A 14,763-nucleotide genomic window follows, 5' to 3' on the forward strand; every position below is an offset into this window, starting at 1 on the left:
GCCACGTGCACCCGAACGGCCCAGTGTTCATCCACCCTTCTCCTCGATTCTTCCCGTCCTCACACGGCGGCGAGCACCGCGTGTTCGATCTCCCGGCACACCTCCTCGCGGCGTGCGGGGACGAACGGGAAGAAATGCCCTCCCCGCAGCACGACCGGGCGGAACCGCGCACGGGTGTGGTTCTCCCACGACGAGACCAGCTCCACCGGCACCACCGGGTCCTCGGCGCCCACCAGCGCGGTCAACGGGACCGCCGCGACCGTGCGGCGATGCTCGGTCAGCAGTTCGAGCGCCAGTGCCAGGTCCTCCTCGGACAGGTCGGCCCGCGGGACGCGGCTGGTGCTCGGCGGCACGGATCCGCTCACCACCAGGGCGTCGCACTGCGCCGCGCACGCCAGCGCGAGCGTGCCGCCGAGGCTGTGCCCGAAGAAGACGGTCGGGATCCGGCGCAGCGCGGCCAGTTCCGCCGTGATGCGCGCGACGGCGTCCGAGGCAGTGGTGCCCGCCGGTTCACCGCGGCGGCGTTCGTGGCCGGGCAGCGTCACACCGCGCACCTCCACGTGCCGCGGCAGGTCGCGCAAAAGCGGCAGGTACGCGCCGGGACCCGCCCCCGCGTGCGGGAAGACGACGAGACGGGCCCTGGCGGGCAACGCGGTCACCCGCAGCGGTGCGGTCCACGCGGTCATGCGCGGGCCCCGGTCAGTGCCTTGCGGACGGTGCGGCCGTTCTTGCTGCCCAGCACACCGTCGGCGACCAGGCGTTCCAGCACCGAGGCCGGCGCGCTGCCGCGGGTGGCCCGCCACAGGCTGCGCTGGATCTCCAGCGCGATGTCGGTGCCGACGACGTCCAGCAGCCGCAACGGTCCGAGCGGCAGGCCCAGCGCGGCGCGCACGGCCGCGTCCAGGGCGCCGGGGTCGAGCCCGTCCAGCGACGCGAGCGTCGCGTTGAGGCACGGGAACAGCAGACGGTTGACGACGAACCCCGCGCGGTCACCGCACACCACGGGCAGCTTGCCCAGGTCCGCGCACACCCGCAGGGCCGTGGCGAGCACGTCCGCCCCCGTGTGGCCGGTGCGCACGACCTCGACGAGTTCCATCACCGGCGCCGGGTTGAAGAAGTGCAGGCCCACCACGTCGTGCGGGCGCGAGGTCGCGAGCGCGATCTCGACCACGGGCAGGCTGGAGGTCGTGGTGGCGAGCACCGCGCCCGGCCGGCACTCCAGGTCGATCAGCGCCATGACCTCCCGCTTCACCGCGAGGTCCTCGGCGACGGCCTCCACCACGAGGTCCCGGTCGGCCAGTGCCGCGTAGTCGGTGCTCACCGCGAACCCGTCACCGGCCAGGCGGTCCGCGCTGCGGCCGACGACAAGCGTGTCGAAGCCGGCGGAGGCGAAGACCCGCGCGATGCCCTGCGCCATCGTGCCGGTCCCGGCCACCGCGATCTTGCGCACGGTCCTGGGCGTGCCCGATGCCCGCGGCACGACGTCGGCCGCCGCGACCGGTGGCAGACCCCACTCGGACGCCAGCCCCATCGGCCCGACCGCCATGCCCGCACCCGCCCGCATGGCCGCGTCGAGGTCCTCGGCGGTGACGTACCCCTCCGCGACCATGCCGGCGGCGTCGCGCAGCATCGCGAGCACGACGGCGTTGGCGGCCTCGGCGCACCTAGTGCCGGACCTCACTCGCGGCCCGGTGCGGGAGAGGTCGGCCGCGAACGCGTCCGCCACGGCGGTGAGCGCCGGAGGTGCCCCGGCCGGGGTGTTGATCTCCAGCACGGTCGTGCGCGCCGCCGGGCCGCAGAACTGCACGGCCAGGAAGCGGTCGGGCCGCGGCGGCGAGACCCCCGCCGGCACCGCGGTCGTCGCCAGCACCGTGGTCTCACAGCACAGGCGGTCCAGCTCGTCGAGAACGGACTGTTCGGCCGCACCGGGCACGGCCGCGATCACGAGCCCGCACCTGGCGACGTCCCGCGCGGTGAACCCGCGGCCGAGCACGACGACCCGGCGGCCGCTCGCCGCGAGCAGGTCCACGAGGCGGCGGCCCGCCGGTCCCGCACCGACGACGCCCACCTCCGGGAACGGAGAAACTTCGGTGTGCATGACTTCCCCCCTGGTAGATGTCCTCTTCAGACGGCCGTCAGCACGAGAGCCGCGTTGTGGCCGCCGAATCCGAGCGACGTGGAGGCCGCGGCCCTCGCCCGCAGCGGACGCGGCGCCCCCGCCACCACGTCCAGTTCGACCGCCGGGTCCAGCGACTCGAGGTTCGCGGTCGGCGGCACCACACCGTGGTGCAACGACAGCGCGGTGTAGATGGCCTCGATGCTCCCCGCGGCGGCGAGGGTGTGCCCGGTGACGCCCTTGGTAGACGTGACCGGCGTCCCCACGCCGAGCACCCTCGTCAGCGCCAACGCCTCGGTGGCGTCGTTCATCGGCGTCGACGTCCCGTGCGCGTTCACGTGCCCGATGTCCGCGGGCTCGATCCCCGCGTCGGTCAGAGCGGCGCGCAACGCCCGTTCCACGCCCGCACCGGACGGGTGCGGGCGCGTCGCGTGGAACGCGTCCGACGCCGCCCCGTACCCGGACACGCAGGCGACCACCGAGGCGCCGCGGGCGCGGGCGTCCTCCTCCCGCTCCAGCACGAGGATCCCGGCGCCCTCGGCCGGCGTGAAGCCGTCCCTGGCCGCGTCGAACGGCCGCGAGGAGGCTTCCGGTTCGTGCACCCGCGCGGTCAGCGCGCCCATCCTCTGCAGGTTCGTCACCGTCGCCGCGGTCAGCGCGGACTCCGTGCCACCGGCCAGCACGACGTCGCAGGAACCGGACCGCAGCAACTCGCGCGCGATCCCCACGGCCGTGGCGCCCGAAGCGCAGGCGGTCGCCGTGACCAGGCTCGGTCCCGTCGCGCCGCAGTCGATCGCCACGTAGCCGGCGACCATGTTGACCATCGACTTCGGCACGGTCAGCGGCGAGACGTCCTCGGGTCCGCCGGTGAGGAACGCCCGGTGCTGTTCCTCGGTGGTGGCCGGCCCGCCCAGCGAGTTGCCCAGCACGACCCCGACCCGCGCACCGTTCCAGGTGGACGGATCGAGTCCGGCCGACCGCACGGCCTGACGGGCCGCGACCACGGCCAGCTGGACGAACCGGTCCAGCCGCCGGGCGGACGCCCTGCCGAGCAGCGCTGTCGCGTCGAAGTCCGGTACCCGGCAGGAGAAGTCGACGGGCAGCCCTTCCAGCGCCGCGTCCCTGGAGGCGGCCGTGCCACCGGCGCTGATCCGCCCCCAGTTGGCGTCGGCGCCGATCCCGGCCGGGGTCACCAGACCCAGGCCGGTGATCGCCGCGTTGAACATCAGGCCTCCCGCAGCATGCCGACGACGTCGGCGACGGTGCTGTCCGCGGTGAGCGAGCCCTCCGGCAGCTCCTTGCCGAACTCGCGGCGGATCAGCAGGGCGAACTCGACCAGCAGCAACGAGTCGACGTCGATCTCGTCGAACGTGATGCCGGGCTCGGCCGCGCGGTCCTCGACGCCCAGGTCGTCGATCAGCATGGTCACGAGGCGGTGGTGCAGGTCAGACATCGGTTTCCTTTCCGAGAACGGGCCACGTGAGCGCCGTGGACCCCCAGGTGAGCCCGCCGCCGAAGCCGGTCAGCACGACCTTCGCGCCCGCGGGCAGGGCGGCGTCGGCGAGGGCGAGCGGGATCGACGCGGCGACGGTGTTGCCGACCCGGTCGAGATTGCTGGACATCAGCGTGCGCGGGAGGCCGAGCTGGTCCGCGACGGCGTGCAGGATGCGGATGTTCGCCTGGTGCGCCACGACGTGCGTGACGTCCGCGAGCTCCCAGTCCGCCTCCTTCACGACCTGGCGCACCGACTCCGCCATTCGCAGCACGGCCTGCGTGAACACCTCGCGTCCACTCATCTCGAAGTAGCCGCCGCGGCGTTGCGTGATGAGATCGGCCCGCGACCCGTCGCTGCCGAGCTGGAAGCCCCGCAGGGCGCCGGGTTCGCCGGCACGTCCGGCGCGCAGCACCACCGCGCCGGCCCCGTCGCCGAAGATGGCCCTGGTGGTCCGGTCGGCAGGGTCGAGGATCGTCGAGAACGTGTCCGCGCCGATCACCAGCACCCGGTCGGCGACACCGGTCGCGATCAGCCCCGCCGCGCTCGCCAGCGCGTAGACGAACCCGGTGCAGACGGCCGCGACGTCGAACGCCGCGACCTCACCGAGTCCGAGCTCCGCGGCGACCGCGGGCGCGGTCGCAGGGCACGGCCGGTCCGGCGTGCTGGTGGCGAGCACGAGCGCGTCGACCCCGTCCGCACCGGCCGAGTCCAGCGCCTCCCTGCCCGCCAGCACCGCGAGGTCCGAAGTGGACAGTCCGGAGGCGATGTGCCGCTGGGAGATGCCGGTGCGGCTGCGGATCCACTGGTCCGAGGTGTCGAGCTCGGCGGACAGCTCCTCGTTGCCGACGATCGTCGGTGGCACGGACGAGCCGAGACCGCACAGCACGGCCGCGCGCGTCACGACCCGACCACCAGTCGCACGCCACCGGTCGCGACGACCTCGCCGTCCTGTTCGAACCGGATCTCGGTGCGGCCGGCACCGCGGTGGGCGATCACCCGCAGCGGCGAGTCGAGCTCCGCGTACCGGTGGCACTCGAGGTCCATCCCGGTCAGCAGAGCGGACGGGGTGGCTCCGGCCACCGCGACGGCCGCCTGCCGTGCCGCCTCCACCAGCACCATGCCGGGCAGGTGGTCCTGCGCGTGGTCGAACATGCTCGGGTTCGCCGTCACCGCGCGCACCCCGGCGCTCAGCTCGGATCCCTCCAGGGCGACGTCGACGAGCAGCACGTTGTCCGTGCGGCCGCGGCCCGCGACCAACGGGTCGGCAGGTGTGCCCGCAGTGATCGCGAGGCCCGCCGCGGCGGACGTCGGCGGCGGCGTCCCCCGGCGTTGCGACCTCAGGTACCGGTACGACTCGGCGGGCTGGTAGCCCACGTCGATCACGGTCCGGCCCAGGTGGTGGTCCCCCAGGTACAGCTCGGTCTCGTACGTCAGCGCCCGGATCCTCGGCCCCGTGCCCTTGCGGCCCGAGGTGGTGGTCACCATGGTCAGCTCGTGCCCCGCGGGAGCGGACGCGAGTCCCGGCAGGTCCAGCGTCCAGCGAAGCAGGATGAACTTCCGGTCGAAGCCCACCTCGCGGAACGCGTGTCCCCCGTAGGTCTCGGCCTGCCGCGTGCATTCCAGCAGCAGCAACGGGTCCGGCACCCCCGGCGCCAGCAGGTGGTCGGTGTAGTAGGGGTGCGACGGAGGCAGGTGCGCGGCCGTGAGGTACCGGTCGGCGTCCACCTCCACCGCGTCGGTCAGGAACACTTCGGACAGGTGCGTGCGGTGCAGCAGTGTCCGGTCGACGGTGCGGGTGCGGTCGAGGACCGCCATCCGCGGTCGCAGGTCGGCGTGCGGAATCGTCACTTCTTCCCCCCAAGAAAGAAATGTCAGCTCGCGAGATCGCGATCGGAGACCATCAGGTAGATCGCGGCGGCACCGGCGGCGGCGAGCACGGCCATGCCGCCGAACACCACGTGCCAGCCGCTGACGTAGGCGTCCACCGCCTGCTGCGCGACCTGGTCGCCGAAGGTGGTCCGCGCCGTCTCCAGCCGGCCCTGCACCACGGCGTCCGCCGGTCCGGCGGAGCTCGACCCCTGCGTGAGCGTCAGGAGAACCCCGCCCACGGCCGCGATGCCGAGCGTTTCGCCGGTGAGCCGGATGGTGTTGAACATGCCGGACGCCATACCGCTCTGCTCCGGTGGCACCACGCTGACCGCGGCGTTGTCCATGACGCCGAACGCCAGACCGATGCCGACGCCGGCCAGCAGCAGCGACCCGACCAGCCACGCCGTCGAACCGCCCGGCCGGACCTGGGTCAGCGCCACCAGCGCCACCGCGAGGATCGCGGGCGACGCCGCGAGCAGCACCCGAGGTGACACACGGGCGGCCAGCGCGCCGGAGATGAGCGGCAGCACCAGCACCGGCAGCGTCAACGGCAGCAGGATCGCACCGGACGCGGCCAGCGACAGCCCTCCGGCGCCCTGGAAGTACAGCGGCAGGTAGACGAGCAGTGCGGCGAAGGTGAACACGATGCTCATCGGCTGCATGATCACCGCGATGAAGGTCTTGCGGCGCAACAGCTTCAGGTCGAACATCGGGTGCTTGACGCGGGTTTCGACCCAGCCGAACAACCCGAGCGCCACCACGCTGCCGGCCAGGCAGGACAGCGTCGCCACGCTCAGCCAGCCGTGCTGTGGCCCCTGCAGGAACGCGAACGTCAGCAGGAACAGCGCCGCGGTGAAGAGCACCATGCCGGGCACGTCCACCTCGCGCGCGCCCGGATCACGCGTTTCGCCCAGCGGCCAGGCGAGCACGAACGAGATCACGCCCAGCACGACGTTCGCGAGGAAGATCGCGTGCCAGTTCGACACGGCCAGCAGCGCGCCGGAGATCACCGGGCCGAGCGCGAGACCGAAGCCGAGCGACGCGCCCAGCACACCGAACGCCTTGGCGCGCGCTGCACCGCTGAACGTCTGCGCCAGCATCGCCGAACCGGACGTCAGGATCGCGGCCGCACCGAGCCCCTGCACCGCACGGGCGACGTCGACGACCAGGATCGACGGCGCCACCCCGGCGACGAGCGAGGCCAGGCTGAACACCCCGATCCCGGCGAGCAGCGCGCGACGGCGGCCGAACAGGTCCGAGAGCGACCCGGCGGCGAGCATGAAGGCGGTGAACGCGATGTTGTAGGAGTTGAGCACCCACTGTGCCGCGCCGGCCGACGCCCCGACGGACGAGGCGAGCTCGCCCAGGGCGACACCGGGTCCGGTCACCGCCATCGGCAGCATCACGGTGGCCAGCGCGACAGCCGCGAGCGTGCGGGTCGAGCCCGCCCGCGCCGGGGCTTGGTGCTCAGCGACGACAGCTGAACTCATGAGAACACCTCGGTGGTTTCGAGTAGCGGTGCGAGCTCGGCGAACGAGCTCACCTCCGCGTCGATGAAGGGCGCGAACGGAGTCGTGTCCTCTGGCGTGAAGACGTTGCCGCGCATCAGCACGGTGGTGAGGCCCGCGAGCTTGGCCGCCCGCAGCGCGAGCGGTGAGTCGTCGACGAGCACCCACGGGCCGGGCAGCTCGCCGAGTTCTTCCCGCAACGCCGTGAAAGTGGCCGCGTCGGCCTTCGAACGGTGGCCGATCGGCAGGAAGTCCTCGTCACCGAAGAGCCCGTCGACGAGCGCGCGGCGTGGCGTCGAAGCGTCCATCGTGGAGCAGACCCGGACCGTCCTGCCCGCGCAGAACTCCCCGATCCCCTCGGCCAGTGCGAACTCCACGCCACCGACCTCGGTCGCCTGCCAGATCGCGGCGGACTCCTCGGCGAACCGCTCCCCCAGGCCCAGCCCGTCGAACACCATCCCCAGACCGGCACGTGCCGGGAAGGTGGTGATCGCCTTGAACAGCAACGCGGTCGTCTCGAACGGCACAGGTGTGTGCCGGTTGATCGCCCCGTGCAACGCGCCGAGCAGCAGCTCGCTCGCGTTCGGACTGATCACCCCGTCGAAGTCGAGCAGCACGGTGCCCGATGTCCTGACGATCACCCTTGTCCCCCAGCGGATGTCGGATCAGGCCCAGACGGACCCGGTGGCGGCCTCGGCGTCGATCCGCCGCAGCATGGCGTCGTCGATCTTGGCGAGGTCGTCGACGACGTAACGGGCACCGGTCTCGGCCATCAGCTGCGGCTGGAACGAGTGCTCGAAGTCGCTGGGGTGGCCGATGAACGGCACGTTCAGCGCCTTGGCGATCTCGGCGACGCGGGCGACGTCGTCGATGAACAGCACCTGGTCGGACTTGAGGTCGAAGACCTCCGTAGTGATCTCCCGGATGCCGGGCCGGAAGTCGTTGGTGCACACGTACTTCGGACCGTCGAACAGGTCGAGGTGGTCGGCCAGGAAGTGGTCGAAGTGCTCCTTGCCCAGACCGCCGTACGAGACCGTCTGCAGACCGAGGTCGCGCAGGCGGCGCACGAGGTCGATCGCGCCGTCGAGGAGGCGGACGGGGTGGTCGGCGACGTAGGCGTCGCGCTCCTCGAAGTAGACCTTCAGCGCTTCCTGCGCGGTCCACGGCATGCGCGCGGCGTTGGCCATGCCCTGCCCTGCCGCGAGCTGCGGCTGGGAGAAGATCGACCGCTCGGTGTCGGCGGTGTAGGTGCCGCCGCGCTTGACGATGAAGTCGTAGATCACCGGGGAGAAGGTGTCGTTGAGCAGGACGCCGTCGATGTTGACGGCGGCGAGCTTGAGCTGGCTGAGCTTGGTCACGTCGTTTCCTTCGTCTTGTGGTGGAGCGGATCAGTGGCCGAGCGTGCGCATGCCGGCCGGGTCGTAACGAGGCCCGGACACGGCGTGCGCGGGCACGGCCTCGTCGATGGCGGCGATCTGCGCGGGGTCGAGCACGAGATCGGCCGCGGCGGCGTTCTCGGTCAGGTAGCGGACGCGGCGGGTGCCGGGGATGGGGACGACGTCCTCGCCGCGCGACAACAACCAGGCGAGCGCGAGCTGCACGGGAGTGCACCCGAACGCCTCCGCGAGCGCGCGCAGGTTCTCCACTAGCGCGAGGTTGCGAACGAGGTTCTCCTCCTGGAACCGCGGGTGCGAGTGCCGGAAGTCGGTCTCGTCCAGGTCGGACGGCGCGGTGATCTTGCCGGTCAGGAAGCCGCGGCCCACCGGCGAGTACGCGACCAGGCCGATGCCGAGCTCGCGCACGGCCGGCAGGACCTCGTCCTCGACGTCACGGGTCCACAGCGAGTACTCGGTCTGCAGCGCGGCGACGGGGTGCACGGCGTGCGCCCTGCGCAACGTGTCCACGCTGACCTCGGAGAGGCCGATGTGGCGCACCTTGCCCGCCGCCACGAGCTCCGCCATCGCGCCGGCGGTGTCCTCGATCGGCACCTCCGGGTTGCGGCGGTGCAGGTAGTACAGGTCGATGTGATCAACGCCGAGCCGGCGCAACGACAGCTCGACCGCCTCGCGGCACCACTGCGGGCTGGAGTCGACGAGCCGTCCGAGGCGCGGGTCCTCGCCGTTGCGGCGGATGCCGAACTTGGTCGCGAGCACGACCTCGTCCCGGCGCCCCTTGACGGCACGGCCGACCAGTTCCTCGTTGTGCCCGCTGCCGTACATGTCCGCGGTGTCGATCAGGGAGACGCCCAGGTCCAGCGCGGCCCGGACGGTGTCCAGCGACGACTGCTCGTCGGACGGCCCGTAGAACTCCGACATCCCCATGCACCCGAGACCGACGGCCCCCGCCAGCGGCCCGCGAGCCCCGATCCTGCGCTGATCCATGACTTTCCACTCCCTGCTCGGTCACCGGTGTCTCCATAACAAACCAACCGCCCCGTTTTGTCAACCAAACAGTGTCCCGCGCCCCACTACTCCGCTTGCACTCACCCAAAGCCCGCAGCTCAGGACATATGCAGGCAGCGAGGTGGCGAGGGTCACGGTCAACTGCGGCCACCCGAGCTGCCCAAGAAACCTTTCGGTCGGTTTTTCTTCTGCTAGCGTCGGCCCCGAACGACCAATGGGGGAAAGACATGGGGGAACTGCAATGACGACCGTCGAGACGCCGTGGGACATATCGGGCCTGGTCTCGTTCAACTCGTGCGTGTCGCGTGACCTGGTGCACCGCAAGGCGCTCGCAGAGGTGTTCCTGACCGACTGGGCACGGGTCGGGGAGGACTCGTTCCTGGTCGGCGCGCAATGGCCGCGCAGCCACAGCTTCTACGCACCGCGCCGCGGCAGGCACGACCCGATGCTGGTCGCCGAGACCGTGCGGCAGGCGGGGATCCTGCTCGCGCACAAGGGTTACGACGTCCCTCTCGGACACAGCTTCCTGATGGACCGGATGACGCTGGCTGTCCACCAGGACGAGATGGCGGTCGGCGACGAACCGGCCGACCTGCTGATCGAGGTAGAGGTGGCTGACGTGCTGCGCAGGGCGCGCGGCGTCAACGGCATGCGGCTCGACATGACGTTCCGCCGCAACGGCGTGCGGATCGCGACCGGTTCGGGCTGGGTCCGGGTGGCCGGCCCCGGCGTGTACGCGCGGCTGCGCTGGGGCGGCGACCCGCGCCTGCCCGGCCCCGCCTGCTCACCGGCGCCGATCACACCGGAGATCGTGGGCGTGACCGGCGACGACGACGTGGTGCTCGGCGAACCCGCCGGCCGCTGGACGTGGCCGCTGCGGGTGCACACCGGGCACCCGGTGCTGTTCGACCACCCGCTCGACCACGTGCCGGGCATGGTGACGCTGGAGGCGATGCGCCAGGCGGGCCGCGCGGTGCTGGGCAGGCCCGCGGCACAGCCGCTGGACCTCGACGCGTCGTTCCCGCGGTTCCTGGAGCTCGACCGGGAGTGCCTGGTCAGCGCCGAGGTGCTGAAGTGGCTCTCCCCGGCGGTGGCGGTGCTGTCCGTGCGCGCCGTCCAGGACGGGGAGGTCGCGGCCGAGGCCGTGCTGACGATGGCCGCCTGAGCCTGGGTGGTTCAGGAGGCCGAGGGATCGGTCGGGGCGGTGGCGTGGGCGAGCGACGCAGACCCGGTGGCTGATGGCCGCAGACCGGTGGCTGGCAGTTGGTGGCCGCAGGCCAATGGCGCAGGTCAGTGGCATCAGACGCAATCCGGCAGCTTCAACCGCAACCCTGCGGCGTGAGTGGCTTCGCCAGCGGCCGAAGCCACTCACTGCCCCAGTTCGGTCGCGGCGAGGTTGTGGAAGTGCGGCAGCTTGCGGGGCTGCACGAGCGCGGGCAGCAACAGCTGCCACATCTCGTGCACCCGGCGGCCGAGGTCGCGGCGGTTCGTCATCACCTGCGACACGAGCTGCACACCGGTGAACGCGGCGACGAAGAACCGCGCGACCTCCTCCGGCGAGATGCCGTCCCTGACGTCCTTCTCCTCCTGCGCCCGGCGGACCAGTTGCTCGGTGGTGTCCATCCACTCGCGGTAGGGGTCGCTGATCGTGCGGAACGTGCCGTGCTCCAGGGTGAGCCTCACCCCGGCGCGCACCACCGGCTCCTCCAGCAGCTGCCTGGTCATCTCCCTCGACAGCCCCATCAACAGGTTCAGCGCGGGCGCCTTGCGCTCGAGGATCTCCTTGACCGACGCCATCGTCATCTCGTGCTGGGCGTCGATCACCGCCCGCGCGAGTTCCTCCTTGGAGCTGAAGTGGAAGTACAGCGCGCCCTTGGTGACCTTGGCCTGTGCGATCACGTCGCTCAGGCTGGCGCTCCCGTAGCCGAACCGCTCGAAGGTCTCGGCAGCGCCGACGACGATCGACTCCCTGGTCAACTCGGCCCTGAGTTGCTTGGCCACGTCACGCTCCATTCACCACACGGACAGACTTGTAAAGTACCGTACGGTTGGTTTTTTCCCAATGGCGCCCGCGCCTCCGAGGACCATGATGATCCTGCTCACCGGCTCGACCGGCTTCATCGGCAGCCACATCCGCACCGCTCTGACCGGATCGCCGGTCCGTTACGCGACCCGCACGGGCGCCGGTTTCCCGATCGAGCTGACCCGGCCGGCCACGTTGTCCGCCGCCTGCGAGGGCGTGGACGCCGTCGTGCACGCGGCGTCGTACATCGGGTCCGACGAGCAGATGTGCGACGAGGTCAACCGGCGTGGCACCGAAGCGCTCGTCCGGGCCGCGGCGGGCCGCAGGTTCGTCTACCTCAGCACCGCGGCGGTCTACGGCAACGGGCCGCATCGGGACGTGCCGGAGGGTGCGCTCACGCCGGCACCGGTGTCCGCGCTCAGCCGCAGCAGGCTCGCTGCCGAGGAGGCGGTCCTGGCCGCCGGTGGCGTCGTCGTGCGGCCGCATCTGGTCCACGGCAAGGGAGACAGGTGGTTCGCGCCCGCCGTGCGGCACCTCGTGCGCACGCTGGGCGGCTGGCCGGGTGACGGCAGCGCGTTGATCTCGACGATCGCCGCGCCCGTCCTGGGCGAACTGATGGCGGCGCTCGCCGTCGCCGATCTGCAGGGGCCGCTCGTCCTGCACGCGAACCACCCGCGGCCAAGGCCCGCGCGGGTGATCGCGCGGGCCGTGGCACGGGTGTTCGGCGACCCGGTTCCCGACGGCCGGGGTCAGGGCACGGGTGTGCCGGAGCGGCACCTGGCGATGATGACCGAGGACCACTGGTACCGGTCGGAGCGGATCTGGCAGCTCACCGGCGTGGAGCCCGGCCCCGAGTTCGACCGGGCGTTCCCGGCGACCACATCGCCCGGTTAGGGCCTCACCGTCCGACCAGTTCGACGGTCCTGCCCGCCTTGCGCGACTGGTCGACCCACTGGTCGATCGCCTGCCCGCAGGCCTGGTCGAGGTGCCGGACCCCGCTCAGGTCCATCCGGACGTGCTCGCGGTCGACCCGCTCCAGCTCGTCCAGCAGCACGGGCAGCCGCAGGAAGGTCGCGTTGCCGCGCAACGCCACCCCCTCCGCCGTCACGGTCACCTGCAGCCTGGAGACGTCCCAGGCGGTCTTGATCACGGCGGCGAGCAGACCGGCCACGGTGCCGGTCAGCAGGTCCGTGCCCACGATGAGGCCCGCGGTCAGCAGGAAGATGAACATCTCGGCCTTGTCGGTGCGCCACAACGTGACGACCTCACGCAGGCCGAGCAGCTTCCACCCGGCGTGCACCAGGACCGCTGCCAGCACGGCGATCGGGATCAGCGTCAGCAACCCCGGCAGCAGCACCACGAACAGCAGCAGCCACACGCCGTGCATCACCCGGGACACCTTCGTGCGGGCTCCTGCCGACACGTTGGCCGCGCTGCGCACGATCACCGCCGTCATGGGCAACGCGCCGAGCAGGCCGCAGATCGAGTTGCCGACGCCCTGCGCCACCAGTTCCTTGTTGTACTGCGTGCGCGGGCCGCTGTGCATGCGGTCGACCGCGGCGGCGCTGAACATGCTCTCGGCAGAGGCGACGAGGGCGAACACCACTGCCGTGCCGACGACCCCGGTGTCGAGCAACGAGAAGTTCGGCAGGTGCACGTCCGTCGAGAGCGTGCCGACCGTGATCTTCTCGACCGAGGACGCGAACACCGTCGCGATCCCCGTGCAGACGACCACGCCGACGAGGATGCCGGGCACCACGCGCATCGGCGTGCGCTGCCACAGCAACATGATCAGCACGGTGAGCAGGCCGAGCGCGGCCGCGACCGGCGAGACGATCAGGTGCTTGAGCTGGCCGAAGATCAGGACCAGCCCGATGCCCGCGAGCATGCCCTGCACCACCGAGGGCGAGATCGCGCGGAACCAGCGCCCGCACCGGGCTAAGCCCAGTGCGATCTGCAGCAGTCCGGCGCCGAGAACGATCACGCCCAGCGCCTGCAGTCCGTGCCGGCTGACGGCATCCGCCACCAGCACCGTCAAACCGGCGGCCGGTCCGCTCACCTGCATCGTGCTGCCCGGCAGCAGGCCGACGACGATGCCGCCGACCACACCGGTCACGATGCCGAGCTCGGCCGGCACCCCGGACGCCACCGCCACGCCCACGCACAGCGGCAACGCCACGAGGAACACGACGACCGACGCGCCGAGATCGGTCCAATGCTTCTTCATCACGTCGAGACCCCTAGAGCGGAAGGAACGCGTGCTCGGCACACGCGGAGACCTCGCCGGTCTCGATGTCGTAGAACCAGCCGTGGACGCGCAGCTCGCCCTTCGCCACCTTCTCGGCGACGAACGGGTACGCCAGCAGGACCTCCAGCTGGGCGCGCACGTGCTCCTGTCCTTCCGGGCGCATGGCGGGGCCGGACGCCTGACGCGGCTGTCCGGGGCGCAGCCACCCGCGCATCGCGGGCAGGTGGTCGATGCCGCCGCCGTTCAACGCGCCGACCGCGCCGCAGTGCGAATGACCGCACACGACGATCTCGCTGACACCGAGCTGCAGCACGGCGAACTCGATGGTCGCCATCTCGCTGCTGGGCGAGGTCAGCGAGTAGGGCGGGATGACGTTGCCGGCGGTCCGCAGTTCGAACAACGAACCGGGCTCGGCACCCGTGATAGCGGCGGTCACGATGCGCGAATCCGCGCACGTGATGAACATCGTGCTGGGCTGCTGGCCCGCTGCGAGCTTGCGGCCGAGTGCGCTGGAACGCGAAGCGGCGTGTGCGCGGGCATGCTGAACAAAGCGATGGAAGTCCATTGGAGTCCCTCACTGCGTAGGAAAAAGGTGTTCGGTTTCGATCCGGGGAGAGAGGACCGATCAGTTGCGGAACACCTGCAACGCGGGAGGTGTGCGCCAGACCGCTATCGGTTCGGCGTTGGACACGAGAACGAGCACACCGGGAACGGAGCGCGGCAGGAACACGGTGACGAACGACGGAACGGCCACCCTGGACGTGCGGTCGACGGAGGCGACCAGCAGACGCAGGCGGCTCGTCTCGCGCTCCTCGCGGGGCGCCTCCTCCTTGGGAGCGGAGGTCTTCGACTTCGGTGGTGGCGCGCCGATCGACGCCGTCGACACGGCCGGGGCGAGCACGGCGCACAGGGCGACGACGACAGCGAGAAGAACGCTGCGCATGCTCACACCCCCAACCGAGTCGATCTACAGCTATCAGTTTCGCCCGAAATGGACAACTTCCGCGATATGCGAAGTCAACTTGGCCCGGACCACACCGAAGTTTCACCCGAAAGGTCTTCTCGTCTCACGGAAAGACACATATGCGCAGAGTGATCTTCG

Annotated in this window: 16 protein-coding genes; 2 read left to right on the top strand and 14 right to left on the bottom strand. The window is 71.2% G+C overall.

Annotated features, from left to right (window positions below):
* Nucleotides 1–59: 59 nt before the first annotated feature.
* The 10 genes from ACFWN2_RS34580 to ACFWN2_RS34625 are packed head-to-tail and all read right to left on the bottom strand — an operon-like array spanning nt 60 to nt 9,369.
* Entirely contained in the window at nt 60–686 is a 627-nt protein-coding gene (locus ACFWN2_RS34580) for a thioesterase II family protein (protein ID WP_382434674.1), read from the bottom strand.
* Nucleotides 683–2,098 carry a 3-hydroxyacyl-CoA dehydrogenase NAD-binding domain-containing protein gene (locus ACFWN2_RS34585; RefSeq protein WP_382434675.1) on the bottom strand — a complete coding sequence of 472 codons (1,416 nt, stop codon included), beginning with the start codon at nt 2,096–2,098 and terminating at the stop codon, nt 683–685. Before ACFWN2_RS34585 ends, ACFWN2_RS34580 begins: the two co-directional genes overlap by 4 nt.
* A gap of 26 nt (nt 2,099–2,124) precedes the next feature.
* Nucleotides 2,125–3,342, bottom strand: a complete 1,218-nt coding sequence (locus ACFWN2_RS34590; RefSeq protein ID WP_382434677.1) for a beta-ketoacyl-[acyl-carrier-protein] synthase family protein — start codon at nt 3,340–3,342, stop codon at nt 2,125–2,127.
* The gene (locus tag ACFWN2_RS34595; protein WP_382434679.1) at nt 3,342–3,569 is read right to left on the bottom strand and encodes an acyl carrier protein; all 228 of its coding nucleotides are present in this window, start codon (nt 3,567–3,569) and stop codon (nt 3,342–3,344) included. Before ACFWN2_RS34595 ends, ACFWN2_RS34590 begins: the two co-directional genes overlap by 1 nt.
* On the bottom strand, nt 3,562–4,512 hold the full coding sequence (locus tag ACFWN2_RS34600; RefSeq protein WP_382434681.1) for a beta-ketoacyl-ACP synthase III: 951 nt from the start codon (nt 4,510–4,512) through the stop codon (nt 3,562–3,564). Before ACFWN2_RS34600 ends, ACFWN2_RS34595 begins: the two co-directional genes overlap by 8 nt.
* On the bottom strand, nt 4,509–5,459 hold the full coding sequence (locus ACFWN2_RS34605; RefSeq protein ID WP_382434683.1) for a ScbA/BarX family gamma-butyrolactone biosynthesis protein: 951 nt from the start codon (nt 5,457–5,459) through the stop codon (nt 4,509–4,511). Before ACFWN2_RS34605 ends, ACFWN2_RS34600 begins: the two co-directional genes overlap by 4 nt.
* A gap of 23 nt (nt 5,460–5,482) precedes the next feature.
* Nucleotides 5,483–6,970, bottom strand: a complete 1,488-nt coding sequence (locus ACFWN2_RS34610) for an MFS transporter (RefSeq protein ID WP_382434685.1) — start codon at nt 6,968–6,970, stop codon at nt 5,483–5,485.
* Nucleotides 6,967–7,629: a hypothetical protein gene (locus ACFWN2_RS34615; RefSeq protein ID WP_382434686.1), complete on the bottom strand. Its 663-nt coding sequence runs from the start codon at nt 7,627–7,629 to the stop codon at nt 6,967–6,969. The genes ACFWN2_RS34610 and ACFWN2_RS34615 overlap by 4 nt, the downstream gene beginning before the upstream one ends.
* Nucleotides 7,630–7,653: 24 nt before the next feature.
* Nucleotides 7,654–8,346 carry a hypothetical protein gene (locus ACFWN2_RS34620; RefSeq protein ID WP_382434688.1) on the bottom strand — a complete coding sequence of 231 codons (693 nt, stop codon included), beginning with the start codon at nt 8,344–8,346 and terminating at the stop codon, nt 7,654–7,656.
* A 30-nt stretch (nt 8,347–8,376) separates the two neighbouring features.
* Nucleotides 8,377–9,369 carry an aldo/keto reductase gene (locus ACFWN2_RS34625; RefSeq protein ID WP_382434689.1) on the bottom strand — a complete coding sequence of 331 codons (993 nt, stop codon included), beginning with the start codon at nt 9,367–9,369 and terminating at the stop codon, nt 8,377–8,379.
* 262 nt (nt 9,370–9,631) lie between these two features.
* On the opposite strand from ACFWN2_RS34625, the gene ACFWN2_RS34630 reads away from it, so the two are divergent.
* The gene (locus tag ACFWN2_RS34630; RefSeq protein ID WP_382434691.1) at nt 9,632–10,555 is read left to right on the top strand and encodes a ScbA/BarX family gamma-butyrolactone biosynthesis protein; all 924 of its coding nucleotides are present in this window, start codon (nt 9,632–9,634) and stop codon (nt 10,553–10,555) included.
* Nucleotides 10,556–10,758: 203 nt separating this feature from the next.
* Here ACFWN2_RS34630 and ACFWN2_RS34635 read toward each other — a convergent pair whose 3' ends face one another.
* The gene (locus tag ACFWN2_RS34635) at nt 10,759–11,391 is read right to left on the bottom strand and encodes a ScbR family autoregulator-binding transcription factor (protein ID WP_382434692.1); all 633 of its coding nucleotides are present in this window, start codon (nt 11,389–11,391) and stop codon (nt 10,759–10,761) included.
* Nucleotides 11,392–11,476: 85 nt separating this feature from the next.
* On the opposite strand from ACFWN2_RS34635, the gene ACFWN2_RS34640 reads away from it, so the two are divergent.
* The gene (locus ACFWN2_RS34640) at nt 11,477–12,307 is read left to right on the top strand and encodes an NAD-dependent epimerase/dehydratase family protein (RefSeq protein WP_382434693.1); all 831 of its coding nucleotides are present in this window, start codon (nt 11,477–11,479) and stop codon (nt 12,305–12,307) included.
* A gap of 4 nt (nt 12,308–12,311) precedes the next feature.
* Here ACFWN2_RS34640 and ACFWN2_RS34645 read toward each other — a convergent pair whose 3' ends face one another.
* From ACFWN2_RS34645 to ACFWN2_RS34655, 3 genes are read right to left on the bottom strand one after another with little or no spacing between them, the layout of a single operon-like run.
* Nucleotides 12,312–13,640, bottom strand: coding sequence for a SulP family inorganic anion transporter (locus ACFWN2_RS34645; RefSeq protein ID WP_382434695.1), 1,329 nt, complete (start codon nt 13,638–13,640; stop codon nt 12,312–12,314).
* A 13-nt stretch (nt 13,641–13,653) separates the two neighbouring features.
* Nucleotides 13,654–14,226: a carbonic anhydrase gene (locus tag ACFWN2_RS34650; protein ID WP_382434696.1), complete on the bottom strand. Its 573-nt coding sequence runs from the start codon at nt 14,224–14,226 to the stop codon at nt 13,654–13,656.
* Nucleotides 14,227–14,286: 60 nt separating this feature from the next.
* Nucleotides 14,287–14,604, bottom strand: a complete 318-nt coding sequence (locus ACFWN2_RS34655) for a hypothetical protein (protein ID WP_382434698.1) — start codon at nt 14,602–14,604, stop codon at nt 14,287–14,289.
* Between the last annotated feature and the right edge of the window lie 159 nt (nt 14,605–14,763).

Source organism: Lentzea sp. NPDC058436 (assembly GCF_042721515.1).
Taxonomy (GTDB): Bacteria; Actinomycetota; Actinomycetes; order Mycobacteriales; family Pseudonocardiaceae; genus Lentzea.

Coding starts and splice junctions, on each gene's coding strand:
- ACFWN2_RS34580 (WP_382434674.1), bottom strand. CDS start 686: ATGACCGCGTGGACCGCACCGCTGCGGGTGACCGCGTTGCCCGCCAGG.
- ACFWN2_RS34585 (WP_382434675.1), bottom strand. CDS start 2,098: ATGCACACCGAAGTTTCTCCGTTCCCGGAGGTGGGCGTCGTCGGTGCG.
- ACFWN2_RS34590 (WP_382434677.1), bottom strand. CDS start 3,342: ATGTTCAACGCGGCGATCACCGGCCTGGGTCTGGTGACCCCGGCCGGG.
- ACFWN2_RS34595 (WP_382434679.1), bottom strand. CDS start 3,569: ATGTCTGACCTGCACCACCGCCTCGTGACCATGCTGATCGACGACCTG.
- ACFWN2_RS34610 (WP_382434685.1), bottom strand. CDS start 6,970: ATGAGTTCAGCTGTCGTCGCTGAGCACCAAGCCCCGGCGCGGGCGGGC.
- ACFWN2_RS34625 (WP_382434689.1), bottom strand. CDS start 9,369: ATGGATCAGCGCAGGATCGGGGCTCGCGGGCCGCTGGCGGGGGCCGTC.
- ACFWN2_RS34630 (WP_382434691.1), top strand. CDS start 9,632: ATGACGACCGTCGAGACGCCGTGGGACATATCGGGCCTGGTCTCGTTC.
- ACFWN2_RS34640 (WP_382434693.1), top strand. CDS start 11,477: ATGATGATCCTGCTCACCGGCTCGACCGGCTTCATCGGCAGCCACATC.
- ACFWN2_RS34645 (WP_382434695.1), bottom strand. CDS start 13,640: ATGAAGAAGCATTGGACCGATCTCGGCGCGTCGGTCGTCGTGTTCCTC.
- ACFWN2_RS34650 (WP_382434696.1), bottom strand. CDS start 14,226: ATGGACTTCCATCGCTTTGTTCAGCATGCCCGCGCACACGCCGCTTCG.
- ACFWN2_RS34655 (WP_382434698.1), bottom strand. CDS start 14,604: ATGCGCAGCGTTCTTCTCGCTGTCGTCGTCGCCCTGTGCGCCGTGCTC.